Here is an 11,589-nt window from a genome sequence, read left to right as displayed (position 1 = left end):
CCGGGGCGGCGTTTCTCATCTCGTCCGCACCATCGCAACCTCGCTTGAGCAAGTGAGCTTTGGCAGCGGGGGCTCTCACCCCCAGTTGATCGGCTCGTCCGTCATCACCTGACCAAAGACGTTCTCACGATGCCACTTCAGGTTTGCGGGGCTGGGCCAGTTCTTTCGATCCGAGGGTTTCCAAAGCTTGCCGTCTGGTCGGAGCAGCCGGGTCACCACATCCCCCGGCACCTTGTTGCGCGAGACCAGTATGGTCTCGCAATCCTCCGCGACGGAGATCAGGCCACGATCAAACATCCAGTGTAACGTTCCGGACAATGCCAGACCATTTCGGATGGCATCGCTGCCCTGTCGCTCGACAGGGCGAATATGCGCGGCTTGCACTTCGGGGCGACCGCCGCCGTTCCGAAGCTGGAGGCCAGACATGGCGCAACGGTAATCGTAGGCCTCGCGGACCTTCCTCCGAAAGGCGACATCCCGATAGGGGCGGCGTGTGAGCCGTTCCAGAACGGGTCGCTGGAAGGGGGTGGCCTCCTCCGCGAGATCGTCGGAAGCGGGATCGTAGCGGGTTGCCTCGCGCCGTTCGAGGTCCTGGGGCAAACCAAGATCAACAATCCGCGCGAAGTCGGCCTCTGGGAGCCGCCGTACGGCGAGCTGAACGGCACCACCTTTCTTTGGTGTTCCGTCCGGTTCTGCCAAGGAGGTCTCCAGCGGGCGTCCCTGCACAAGGCGCGGGACCTCTGCATCGAAAGGAAGGAAGCTGCCCGGCTCGATGAGCGCAAGATACCGCCCCTCAACACCCGGTTTCGGAATGACCTGCTGAATTTTTGCGACAGCAAAGTACCCGCGGGGTCCCGCCTTGACGGGTTCGTAATAGACGATCCAGTCGCCTTCGGCCTCTCGGACGGCTTTCAGATAGCTTCGGGGGAAATCGTAAACGACATCCGGCTCGTCCTCGTAGATCGAGTCGGCCTTGTGCAGAAGAACCAGCTTTACCATGAGATTAGAAAAGCCGATGGCCCTGGAAGTGCAAGCCCTTTCGGCTCATAGCTTTTTAGCGCCGGGGCGTGTTCGCCCCGGGTTTGGTCCCGTCACGACGGCGCGGCATCTAAAACTCCTGATGTCGGCGCCGGTGTGCCCTTTCGGTATTCGTCTCCGAGTTTTGCTCAGTCGACGCATTCCAGCAGCATGGTGCCGGCGCCGGTGTTGGAGATCGGGATGTGGTAGTTGGCGTGCAGCGGGCGCACCTTGTCGCCCAGAGCGCCGCGCATCATCATCCACATCAGGAACTCGGTGCCCTGGGCGCCGGCCTTTTCCACCAGCTCGCGGCGGGAGATTTTCGTCAGCGCCTCGGGGTCGGTGACGATCTTCTCCATGCAATACTGGTCGAACTCCTTGTTGATGAAGCCCGCCCGCTCGCCGTCGAGCTGGTGGCTGAGCCCGCCGGTGCCCAGCACCACCACCTTGATATCCTCGGGGTAGCTGAGGATGGCCTTACGCAGCGCCTTGCCGAAATCGAGCGCCCGTTTCAGCGTCGGGATCGGGTGCTGCACCGTATTGGCGCTGATCGGGATGGCGCGCGGCATGTCGGGGTTGTCCGGCGCCCCGGGCCAGAACAGCTGCATCGGCACCACGAAACCGTGGTCCACCGCCAGTTCCTGACACGAGGTGATGTCGAATTCCTGCTCCACCATGCTTTCGATGATGTGCCAACTGAACGGCGCATCGCCGGGGAAGGGGGGGCAGCTGCGGGATGCCCCAGCCTTCGTCCTCATTCTTGTATTCATGCGCGGCGCCGATGGCGAAGGTCGGCATCTTGTCGAGGAAGAAGCCCAGCCCGTGGTCGTTGTAGATGTTGATCGCCACGTCGGGTTTGTGTTCGTCGAGCCAGTCGCGGATCGGCGGATAGCCGTCGAAGAAGGGTTTCCAGTAGGGGTCCTCGAACAGGCCCTTGTGGATCGCATTGCCCACCGCCGGGATGTGGGAGGTGGTCAGACCGCCAAGAAGTTTCGCCATCGTCTCAGTCCCCCGCCCGACGCAGTTTTTCCTGGAACGCCGCCTTGGTCATGCCGGTCTGCTGCGCGCCGATGTCCTGCATGTCCAGCCGGTAGATGCCGGCGAATTTGGCGAGGTAATAGATATTGCCGCCAGCGGCGATCATCGCCAGCACGTTCTTGTCGCGGCAGGCCTGCTTCTGCGCCTCGTTCAGGCCGAAGCGGTCCATATAGGCCTCCGGGTCGGCCAGATAGGCCTCCCGCGCGGCAGCGGCGTTGAAGGAATAGCACATCTTGTTCAGCGCATATCCCTTCATCGCCATCTCGCCGTCGAAGAGCGTGGTGCCCTCTATCGGCGTGTGGTGATCGAAATCGGTGATCTCCATGGTCTCTCCTCCAGTCAGACCGGTTGCAGTCCTCAGGCCCAGTAAAGGCGCATCGGGTTGTCGATCAGAAGTTTCTGTTGCAGCGCCTCGGTGGGGGCGATCTGCGGGATCACGTCCACCAACTGGCCGTCATCGGGCATGTGGGATTTCATGTTCGGATGCGGCCAGTCGGTGCCCCAGAGCACGCGGTCGGGGAAGGTTTCGACCAGATGCCGGGCAAAGGGGACGACATCTGCATAGGGCGGGCCTGCGACGCTCAGACGTTCCGGGCAGCTCACCTTGGTCCAGAAATTCTCGTTACGCGCCAGCAGATCGACAAAGCGCTGGAAGTCCGGGTGATCGACGCCCTTGTTCACATCGGGGCGGCCCATGTGATCGACCACCACGGTGGTCGGCAGGCTTTCCAGGAAGGGGATCAGCTCCTCCAGATCGGGAGCTTCGAAATAGACGACGATATGCCAGCCCAGTTTGGCGATCCGCTCGGCGACGCCCATGAACACCTCTTTCGGGGTGGCGTCGACCAGCCGTTTGACGAAGTTGAAGCGCACCGCGCGGACGCCGGCGGCATCCATCCGGGCCAGCGCGTCATCACTGATGTCGGGGCTGACGACGGCGACGCCGCGGGCCAGATCGCCGGCGGTTTCAAGCGCGTCGACCAGCGCGGCGTTGTCCGTGCCGTGGCAGGAGGCCTGCACGATCACATTGCGCGAGAATCCGAGGTGGTCGCGCAGCGCGAAGAGCTTTTCCTTCGGAGCATCGCAGGGGGTGTATTTGCGCTTCGGCGAATAGGGGAAGGTCTCGGCCGGGCCGAAGACATGGCAATGGGCATCGACGCTGCCGGCGGGCACCTTGAAATCGGGCACCTTGGGGCTGGGGTGAAACGGCAGGTAATCGGGGTCCATCGGCCCTCCTCCTCGAACGCTTGGGGCACCGCCCGGAACCGGCGGCGCTGATCGGCGCGACCTTAGGCGCGCGACGGCGTGACGCGCCAGTTGGAAGCTTGGCTTTGCGAATTGGCAGATGTTATAGATCCCCTGAAACCCGGGAGAGGAGCCAGCCGGGTCAGCGGGGTTCCAGAGGCCCCGGGCAGGCCGCATCGGCGAGGAGGTCCGGATGGATTTCGTATTCCCGAACGTTCGTCACCTGCAGGCGGTGCAGGAGGTGGCGGTGCAGAACCGCATCAACCTGGCCGCCGATGTGGTGCATCTGTCGCAGCCGGCGGTGACCCAGGCGGTGGCCAAGTTGGAACAGACCCTGTCGGCGCGGCTGTTCGACCGCCGGCCAGAGGGCATGTTTCCCACCGAGGTCGGAGAGATTTTCCTGACGCGGGTGCGCCGGGCGCTCGACCTGCTGAAGGAGGGCGAACGGCAGGCGCGCCGCAAGGCGCCGCGTCCCGGCCCGGCGGGGCGGCGGGATTTTCACCGGCTGACCACGGCGGTGCAGCTCCGGGCGCTGACGGCGGTGGCGCAGACCGGCAACTTCAGCCATGCGGCGCGCCAGCTGGGGGTGTCGCAGCCCGCCGTGCACCGGGCGGCCCGCGATCTGGAGCGGCTGTCGGGGCTGCGGTTCTTCGATCCGGTGCGGCGCGGCGTGATGCTGACCCCGGCGGCGGAGGCCTTCGCCCACCATATCCGGCTGGCCAATACCGAGATCCGGCAGGGGCAATACGAGGTGTCGGAGTTCCTGGGCCGCGATTCCACCCGCATTGCCGTGGGCTCCATGCCGCTGTCGCGTACCGCGATCCTGCCCAATGCGATCGACCAGCTGCTGCGCGAAAGCGGCGGGCAGCTGCAGCTGCAATGCGTCGACGGCCCTTATGGCACCTTGCTGCGCGATCTCAGATTCGGCGATCTGGATCTGCTGATCGGCGCGCTGCGCGATCCTTTGCCGGCCGAGGATGTGGTGCAGGAGGCGCTGTTTTCCGATACCCTGTCGGTGGTGGCCGCGCGCGATCATCCGCTGGCCGGGCGGGCGGGGCTGACGCTGGAGGATACGCTGGACTACCCCTGGATCGCGCCGCCGCTGCCGACGCCCTCGGGCAGTTACCTCTATGACCGGCTGAAGATACCGCAGCTGCCCAACACGCCGGTGCGGGTGGTGGCGAATTCGCTGGTGCTGGTGCGCGGGTTGATGATGCGGGGCGAGTATCTGACCATCATGTCGCACAAGCAGATCGAGGTGGAACAGGAATATGGCATCCTCGCGCCGCTGCCGATCGAGCTGCCCGAGAGCGCCCGCCCGATCGGCCTGACCTATCGCGCCAACTGGCGCCCAACGCCGACACAGGCGCGGTTTCTCGATCTGATCCGGGCGCAGGTGGCCTGATCGCCGCCCGGTGCGGGCGACGATCTGTCGGCGATCTATAACAGAAACGAATGCCCCTGCGCGGCATTGAATTTCTGACCGGGCGGCGGGGCTGGTAAGCGGGTCGCAATTACCGATCCTTGGGAGGAAGGCGATGACGGACCCTCAGGACAAACCCTATGACGATATCCCGGGCACCTTCGTGTTCGACGCGGATCGTTCGCGCGAGGGGTACCATCTCAATCAGTTCTGCATCTCGCTGCGCCTGCAGAAGAACCGTGACGCGCTGACCGCCGATCCGGAGGAATACATGTCCCGTTTCCCGATGACGGAGGCGCAGAAACAGGCGGTGCGGGACCGGGCCTGGAACCGGCTGCTCGAACTGGGAGGGAACATCTATTACACCTCCAAGCTCGCGGCCTTTGACGGCATCACCTTTCAGGACCTCGCCGCGATGATGACCGGCGTGTCGCGGGAGGATTATCGCGACATGATGCTGCACGGCGGCCGCCCGATCGAGGGCAACCGCTACAAATCCGAATGGGAGAAGAAATAATGGCGCGGATTACCGCAGGCGTGGGCTGTTCGCATGTGCCGGCCATCGGTGTCGCCATGGACACCGGCATCACCGATCAGCCCTATTGGAAACCGGTGTTCGACGGCTTCGTGAAGTCGCGCGAATGGATGAAAGAGAACCAGCCCGACGTCATCTTTCTGGTCTATAACGATCATTGCACCGCCTTCGACGCCTCTTGCATCCCGACCTTCGCGCTGGGCTGTGCGGCGGAATTCGCGCCCGCCGACGAAGGCTGGGGGCCGCGCCCGGTGCCGGTGGTGAAGGGGCATCAGAAGCTTGCTTCCCATATCGCGCAATCGGTGATCCTGGATGAATTCGACCTGACCATCATGAACGAGATGGAGGTCGATCACGGGTTGACCGTGCCGCTGTCGGTGATGTTCGGGGAAACCGGCGTCGACGACGCATGGCCCTGTCCGGTGATCCCGCTGGCGGTCAACGTGGTGCAATACCCGGCACCGACGGGCAACCGCTGCTATAACCTCGGAAAGGCGATCCGCCGCGCCATCGACAGCTACCCCGAGGATCTGAACGTGATGATCTTCGGAACGGGCGGCATGTCGCACCAGCTGCAGGCGGAACGCGCCGGGCTGATCAATGCCGAATGGGATCGGCGGTTCCTCGACATGATGGCGAATGACCCAGAGGCGGCGCGACGGATCGAGCACGTCGAATACCTGCGCGAGACTGGCTCGGAAGGCATCGAAATGGTCATGTGGCTGGTCATGCGCGGTGCGCTTGACGAGAAGGTGACCGAAGTGCACCGCCATTATCACGTTCCCGCCTCGAACACCGCGGTGGGTCATATCATTCTGGAAAATCACAGCTGACGGAGACTCCGAGATGAGACTTTGCGTGGCCGGTGCCTATGGCGCCTTCGGCATCAAACACCTCGACGCCCTTGCCAATATCGAAGAGGTCGAGGTCACCTCGGTCATGGGGCCGACCAAGGCGAAGATCGAAGCCTTCGCCGCCGAGCGGGGTATTCCGCATGCGGCGGACAATCTGGCGGATTGCCTGGCACGCGACGATGTCGACGCGGTGATCCTGGCGACCCCGACCCAGCTGCATGCCGAACAGGCGATCGCCTGCATGGAGGCGGGCAAGCATGTTCTGGTGGAAATCCCGATGGCGGATACGCTGGCCGACAGCCAGGCGGTGGTCGACAAGCAGAAGGAAACCGGGCTGGTCGCCATGGCCGGTCAGGTGCGCCGCTTCAACCCGTCGCACCAGTGGATCCACAACAAGATCGCCGCGGGCGAGCTGAAGATCCAGCAGATGGACGTTCAGACCTATTTCATGCGTCGCACCAATACCAACGCCAAGGGCGAGCCGCGGAGCTGGACCGATCACCTGCTGTGGCACCACGCCTGCCACACCGTCGACCTGTTCCAGTATCAGACCGGAGAGACCTGCTCTCAGGCCTTCGGCCTGCAGGGGCCGCTGCATCCCGATCTGGGTATCGCTATGGACATGTCGATCGGCATGAAAACCCCCTCCGGGGCGATCTGCACCCTGTCGCTCAGCTTCAACAACGACGGGCCGTTCGGCACCTTCTTCCGCTATATCTGCGACAAGGGCACCTATCTGGCCCGCTACGACGATCTCTATGACGGCTACGACAAGCCGGTCGATCTGTCGGGGGTCGCGGTGTCGAACAATGGTATCGAGCTGATCGACCGCGAATTCGTCGCTGCCATTGCCGAAGGGCGCGAGCCGAACTCCTCGGTCGCACAGGTTCTGCCGGCGATGGCGACGCTCGACCTGATCGAGCGGGGGCTGACCTAACTCTCCTCTGGTCCCCGGCGACGGGGCGTGAAAGGATATCGACGGGTGCTGCGTCCGCGGCACCCGTCTTTCGTTTTGATGTGAGGAGTACGCGCGATGAACGGCGCCGAAAGCCTGGTGCGCAGCCTGCTGGCCAGCGACGTGGATGTCTGTTTCACCAACCCCGGAACCTCTGAGATGCATTTCGTCGCGGCACTGGATCACGTGCCCGGCATGCGCTCGATTCTGGCCCTGTTCGAAGGGGTGGCCACCGGTGCGGCGGATGGGTACTGGCGGATGGCGCGCAAGCCGGCCTCGACGCTGCTGCACCTCGGTCCGGGGTTGGCCAACGGGCTGTCGAATCTGCACAACGCCAAGAAGGCGGGCTCTGGCGTGGTCAATATCGTCGGTGAACACGCCTCGACCCATATCGCGCTGGATGCGCCGCTGACCGCGGATATCGAGGGCATCGCCCGGCCGGTGTCGCAATGGGTGCAGACCTCGCTCTCCACCGCCGATGTCGGTGCCGATGCGGCCCGCGCGGTGCAGGCGGCGCGGACGGCGCCGGGGCAGGTGGCGACACTGATCCTGCCCGGCGATACCGCCTGGACCGAAGGCGGCGCGGTGGCCGGGCCGCTGGCTCCGCCGGCGCCCGAGGCTGTAGCCGGCGATCTGCTCGACCGCGCGGCGGCGACGCTTGCGCAGGAGGGGGCGCTGCTGCTGCTGGGCGGCGGCGCGCTGACGGCGGAAAACCTTGAGCTGGCGGGACGGATCGCCACAGCCACCGGCTGTGCGCTGATGGGCGAATGGGCGAGCGCCCGGACCGAGCGCGGGGCAGGGCGGGTCAATATCCCCCGTGTGCCCTATCCGATCGACCAGGCGCTGCAGGCGCTGGCGCCCTATGACAAGATCGTGCTGATGGGCGCACGCGAGCCGGTCGGCTTCTTCGCCTATCCGGGCAAGCCGGCGCGGCTGACCCGGCCCGATGTCTCCTTCGTGCCGCTGGCCTCGGCCGATATGGATCTGAGCGCGGCGCTGGAGGCGCTGGCCCAGGCCACCGGCGCGGCGGCAGAGGTGCCGGAGCTGACCCCGGCGGGGCTGCCCGATCTGCCGGCGCTGTCGCCGCTGACGCCCGACAGCATGGCACCGGTGATCGCCCGGGCGATCTGCGAGGGTGCCATTGTGGTGGACGAGACCGTCACCAGCGGCCGGTCGCTGGGGCCGGTCACCGCCGGTGCGCCGCCGCACAGCTGGCTGCAGAACTGCGGCGGCTCGATCGGCTATGGCATGGCGGTGTCGATCGGCGCCGCGGTGGCCTGTCCGGATCGCAAGGTGCTGGCGCTGATCAGCGACGGCAGCGGCATGTATATGCCGCAGGCGCTCTGGACCATGGCGCGCGAGGGGCTGGATATCACCGTGCTGATCTTCGCCAACCGCGCCTATCAGATCCTGCGCGGAGAGCTGACCAACGTCGGCGTGCAGAACCCCGGACCGCGTGCCATCGACATGCTTTCGCTGGACCGCCCGGCGCTGAACTGGGCCGAGATGGCCCGCGGCATGGGGGTGGAGGCCAGCCGGGTGGAGGACACCGCCCAGCTGGATCAGGCGCTGGCGGCGGCGATGGCCACGCCCGGCCCGGTGCTGATCGAGGCGTTGATGTAGGCCGGAGCGCCCGTTCCCCTCTCGGGATCGGATCGGGAAACAGTGTAGATCGGGGCGGCCAGCGGCCGCCCCGATGCGTTTCGGCCTGGCTGTGGCGATTGGGTTGCGAGTGTTTCGCAAGAAATCGACCCGGCCGGGATGCGATTGCTTGACAAATCCGACAATATTAATCAGGTTCCGGCCTCAGCAACCCCTCCCGACCGGGGCAGCCAGACATTCCCCAACCGGAAGAGCCGGGAACGGCCGGGCAAATCCACCGGTCCGCCTTTCCTCCCCACCGGCGGGAGCGTTCTTATTCCGCCGCCGGCGCGCCACCGGTGGCCGCCCCGGGGTCGGACCCCTGATTGCAAGAGGATCAAACGCATGAAACGTCTCGCCCTGACTGCCGCCCTTCTGAGCAGCGTGGCCGCCCCCGCGCTGGCAGCCGACAAGGCCGCGGTTCTTGAAAACTACGCCAATATCGCCGCTGCCGCCTATGGCGACAGCGCCGCCACCGCCAAGCGCCTGCAACAGGCGGTCGACGCGCTGATCGCGGCCCCCTCGGCCGAGGCGCTGCAGGCGGCGAAGACCGCCTGGCGGGAAGCCCGCGGGCCTTATCAGCAGACCGAGGTCTTCCGCTTCGGCAATGCCATCGTCGACGACTGGGAGGGCAAGGTGAACGCCTGGCCGCTGGACGAGGGGCTGATCGACTATGTCGATGCCGCCTATGGCGGAGCGACCGACGAAAACCCGCTGGCGGCGCTGAACGTGATCGCCAACCCGAAACTGACCATCGCCGGCGCCGAGGTCGATGCGACCGAGATCACCCCGCAGCTGCTGGAGGGCACGCTGCAGGAGGCCGAGGGCATCGAGACCAATGTCGCCACCGGTTACCACGCCATCGAGTTTCTGCTTTGGGGCCAGGATCTGAACGGCACCGGTCCCGGAGCCGGCAACCGGCCCTGGACCGATTACGCCCAGGGCGAGGCCTGCACCCATGATCATTGCGACCGGCGCGGCGCCTATCTGAAGGCGGCGACCGATCTGCTGGTCAGCGATCTGGACTGGATGGCGGCGCAATGGGCCGAAGGCGGCGAGGCGCGCACCACTCTGATGGCGGATGAGAACGCCGGGATCGTGGCTATCCTGACCGGTATGGGCAGCTTGTCCTATGGTGAGCAGGCCGGTGAACGGATGCGGCTGGGGCTGATGCTGAACGACCCGGAGGAGGAGCACGACTGTTTCTCTGACAACACCTATAACAGTCATTTCTATGACGGTCTGGGCATTCAGAATGTCTATCTGGGGCACTACGTCGGCGCCGACGGCACCGTGGTCTCCGGCCCTTCGCTGTCGGCGATGGTGGCCGAGAAGAACCCTGATCTGGACGCCGAGATGCGCGCCAAGCTGACCGCGACGATGAGCGCGCTGCTGAACATCAAGATCGCGGCCGAGGCCGGTTTTGCCTATGACCAGATGCTGGCGCGCGGCAATGCCGCCGGTGAGGCGCTGATCATGGGCGGTGTCAACGGGCTGATCGATCAGACCAAGACCATCGAACGGATCGTCGCCACGCTCGACGTCGATACGCCGGAATTCGAAGGCTCCGACAGCCTCGACAACCCCTCTGCCGTGTTCCAGTAACCGCGGCACGGTGACGGCCCCCGCCTGCGGGCGGGGGCTTTTTTATGAAGACCAGCAAGCCCGCCGCCAGCCAGGTCGCTTCCTCTCGAAAAGAAAGACCATAAGAGATGAGCAAACATCTGACTGCGGCGCTGCTGTTGAGCGCGCCGGTTGCGCTGTGCGCGGCCCAGGCCCAGGCGCAGGACGCGGGACGGTTCACCTGGGAAGGGTCGCTGGAGATCGGCAATGATCAGGTGATCGATTCCGACGCCCCCGGCAATGAAATCCGTGACACCTATGCCATCGGCGAGGTCAACGCGGCCTTCGCCCTGACAGACCGGGTTTCGGTCTTCGGCGGGCTGACCTGGGAATCGGTCACCGATGCCACCGCCGACCGCAGCTTCGACGACATGGGGCTCTATCTGCACGAACTGGGGCTGCAGTTCGACCTGGGCAACACCGTCCTGCGGCTGGGTAAGGTGCATCCGGTCTTCGGCTCCGCCTGGGACACGGCGGCCGGGTTCTATGGCTCCTACCTTGCCGACGATTACGAGCTGACCGAGATGGTCGGGGCCTTCGCCGATGTCGATCTGGGCGAGGCGGGGGTGCTGTCCTTCGGCCTGTTCTATGCCGACGACACCGTGCTGAGCGAATCCGCCGGCTTCAACCGGGGCCGCAACGACACCGCGTTCGGCGGTGCCGGCAACACCGGCAAACTGAACAACGCCTCGGTGCAATGGTCGAAGGATTGGGACGATACCTTCGTGCAGATCGGCCTGCGGTATCTGAGTGCCGGCACCGGCGATGTGCAGGATGAAAAGGGCATTCTGGCCGGGATCGGCCATTCCTTCGCCGGTGGCATCGACGTCTTCGCCGAGCTGGCGGCCTTCGACGGCTATGGCGGCACCGCGGATGACGCGACCTATGCCACGCTGAGCGCCGCCTATGCTCTGGGCGACTGGAGCCTGTCGGGCAACTTCGCCACCCGGGATGTCGACAGCACTGGCCGCACCAACATCTTCTCTCTCGGTGCGGATTACGAATTCGCCAACGGCATCACCATGGGCGGCGCGCTGGCCGCCGTCGACGATGCCGGGGTGGACGACACGCTGTTTGGCGTGAACGTGGTGATTCCCTTCGGCAACGGCGCCTGAGGCATCCGGCAGTGCTGCCGGGCAGGCCGGGGGCAAGCTGAGAGGCCGCGCGATCACGCGGCCTCACCTTTATCTGACCAAAAAGATCGGAAAAAAGACTCGCCTGAGCGTCAAAAGCTGACTAATACACTTGGGAAAGCGGT

Annotated in this window: 11 protein-coding genes and 1 pseudogene; 7 read left to right on the top strand and 5 right to left on the bottom strand. The window is 65.0% G+C overall.

Annotated elements, in window-relative coordinates; genetic code table 11:
- Positions 1-75 precede the first annotated feature (75 nt).
- From QO033_RS17605 to QO033_RS17590, 5 genes and pseudogenes are all read right to left on the bottom strand, one after another.
- Positions 76-999: an HNH endonuclease gene (locus tag QO033_RS17605; protein ID WP_284482272.1), complete on the bottom strand. Its 924-nt coding sequence runs from the start codon at positions 997-999 to the stop codon at positions 76-78.
- A gap of 167 nt (positions 1,000-1,166) precedes the next feature.
- Positions 1,167-1,775, bottom strand: a complete 609-nt coding sequence (locus QO033_RS17600) for a DODA-type extradiol aromatic ring-opening family dioxygenase (protein ID WP_407682127.1) — start codon at positions 1,773-1,775, stop codon at positions 1,167-1,169.
- Between the two features lie 37 nt (positions 1,776-1,812).
- Positions 1,813-2,016: pseudogene (locus QO033_RS25295) on the bottom strand (DODA-type extradiol aromatic ring-opening family dioxygenase); the annotation flags it as partial.
- A 4-nt stretch (positions 2,017-2,020) separates the two neighbouring features.
- Positions 2,021-2,380, bottom strand: a complete 360-nt coding sequence (locus tag QO033_RS17595) for a protocatechuate 4,5-dioxygenase subunit alpha (RefSeq protein WP_284482271.1) — start codon at positions 2,378-2,380, stop codon at positions 2,021-2,023.
- A 32-nt stretch (positions 2,381-2,412) separates the two neighbouring features.
- Positions 2,413-3,282, bottom strand: a complete 870-nt coding sequence (locus tag QO033_RS17590; protein ID WP_284482270.1) for an amidohydrolase family protein — start codon at positions 3,280-3,282, stop codon at positions 2,413-2,415.
- 211 nt (positions 3,283-3,493) lie between these two features.
- On the opposite strand from QO033_RS17590, the gene QO033_RS17585 reads away from it, so the two are divergent.
- The 7 genes from QO033_RS17585 (at position 3,494) to QO033_RS17555 (ending at position 11,446) form a co-directional block, all read left to right on the top strand.
- A complete protein-coding gene (locus tag QO033_RS17585) occupies positions 3,494-4,705 on the top strand; it encodes a LysR family transcriptional regulator (protein ID WP_284482269.1) in 1,212 nt (403 codons plus the stop codon).
- Between the two features lie 133 nt (positions 4,706-4,838).
- Positions 4,839-5,240: a protocatechuate 4,5-dioxygenase subunit alpha gene (gene ligA / locus QO033_RS17580; RefSeq protein ID WP_284482268.1), complete on the top strand. Its 402-nt coding sequence runs from the start codon at positions 4,839-4,841 to the stop codon at positions 5,238-5,240.
- Positions 5,240-6,091, top strand: a complete 852-nt coding sequence (locus QO033_RS17575) for a class III extradiol dioxygenase subunit beta (protein ID WP_284482267.1) — start codon at positions 5,240-5,242, stop codon at positions 6,089-6,091. The genes ligA and QO033_RS17575 overlap by 1 nt, the downstream gene beginning before the upstream one ends.
- 13 nt (positions 6,092-6,104) lie before the next feature.
- On the top strand, positions 6,105-7,049 hold the full coding sequence (locus QO033_RS17570; protein WP_284482266.1) for a Gfo/Idh/MocA family oxidoreductase: 945 nt from the start codon (positions 6,105-6,107) through the stop codon (positions 7,047-7,049).
- A 96-nt stretch (positions 7,050-7,145) separates the two neighbouring features.
- Complete coding sequence (locus QO033_RS17565) at positions 7,146-8,690, top strand: acetolactate synthase large subunit (protein ID WP_284482265.1); 1,545 nt, start codon at positions 7,146-7,148, stop codon at positions 8,688-8,690.
- 363 nt (positions 8,691-9,053) lie between these two features.
- The gene (locus QO033_RS17560; RefSeq protein ID WP_284482264.1) at positions 9,054-10,313 is read left to right on the top strand and encodes an imelysin family protein; all 1,260 of its coding nucleotides are present in this window, start codon (positions 9,054-9,056) and stop codon (positions 10,311-10,313) included.
- Between the two features lie 107 nt (positions 10,314-10,420).
- Positions 10,421-11,446: a hypothetical protein gene (locus QO033_RS17555; protein ID WP_284482263.1), complete on the top strand. Its 1,026-nt coding sequence runs from the start codon at positions 10,421-10,423 to the stop codon at positions 11,444-11,446.
- Positions 11,447-11,589 lie beyond the last annotated feature (143 nt).

The sequence above is a fragment of the Pseudodonghicola flavimaris genome (assembly GCF_030164425.1).
GTDB lineage: Bacteria > Pseudomonadota > Alphaproteobacteria > Rhodobacterales > Rhodobacteraceae > Pseudodonghicola > Pseudodonghicola flavimaris.
Note: the sequence above shows the minus strand (reverse complement) of the source record. Positions and strands in the feature narration are given on the sequence as shown.

What these genes read in the sequence shown, in the direction of transcription:
- QO033_RS17605 (WP_284482272.1), bottom strand. Translation starts at nt 999, where the DNA reads ATGGTAAAGCTGGTTCTTCTGCACAAGGCCGACTCGATCTACGAGGAC.
- QO033_RS17600 (WP_407682127.1), bottom strand. Translation starts at nt 1,775, where the DNA reads ATGAGGACGAAGGCTGGGGCATCCCGCAGCTGCCCCCCCTTCCCCGGC.
- QO033_RS17595 (WP_284482271.1), bottom strand. Translation starts at nt 2,380, where the DNA reads ATGGAGATCACCGATTTCGATCACCACACGCCGATAGAGGGCACCACG.
- QO033_RS17590 (WP_284482270.1), bottom strand. Translation starts at nt 3,282, where the DNA reads ATGGACCCCGATTACCTGCCGTTTCACCCCAGCCCCAAGGTGCCCGAT.
- QO033_RS17585 (WP_284482269.1), top strand. Translation starts at nt 3,494, where the DNA reads ATGGATTTCGTATTCCCGAACGTTCGTCACCTGCAGGCGGTGCAGGAG.
- ligA (WP_284482268.1), top strand. Translation starts at nt 4,839, where the DNA reads ATGACGGACCCTCAGGACAAACCCTATGACGATATCCCGGGCACCTTC.
- QO033_RS17575 (WP_284482267.1), top strand. Translation starts at nt 5,240, where the DNA reads ATGGCGCGGATTACCGCAGGCGTGGGCTGTTCGCATGTGCCGGCCATC.
- QO033_RS17570 (WP_284482266.1), top strand. Translation starts at nt 6,105, where the DNA reads ATGAGACTTTGCGTGGCCGGTGCCTATGGCGCCTTCGGCATCAAACAC.
- QO033_RS17565 (WP_284482265.1), top strand. Translation starts at nt 7,146, where the DNA reads ATGAACGGCGCCGAAAGCCTGGTGCGCAGCCTGCTGGCCAGCGACGTG.
- QO033_RS17560 (WP_284482264.1), top strand. Translation starts at nt 9,054, where the DNA reads ATGAAACGTCTCGCCCTGACTGCCGCCCTTCTGAGCAGCGTGGCCGCC.
- QO033_RS17555 (WP_284482263.1), top strand. Translation starts at nt 10,421, where the DNA reads ATGAGCAAACATCTGACTGCGGCGCTGCTGTTGAGCGCGCCGGTTGCG.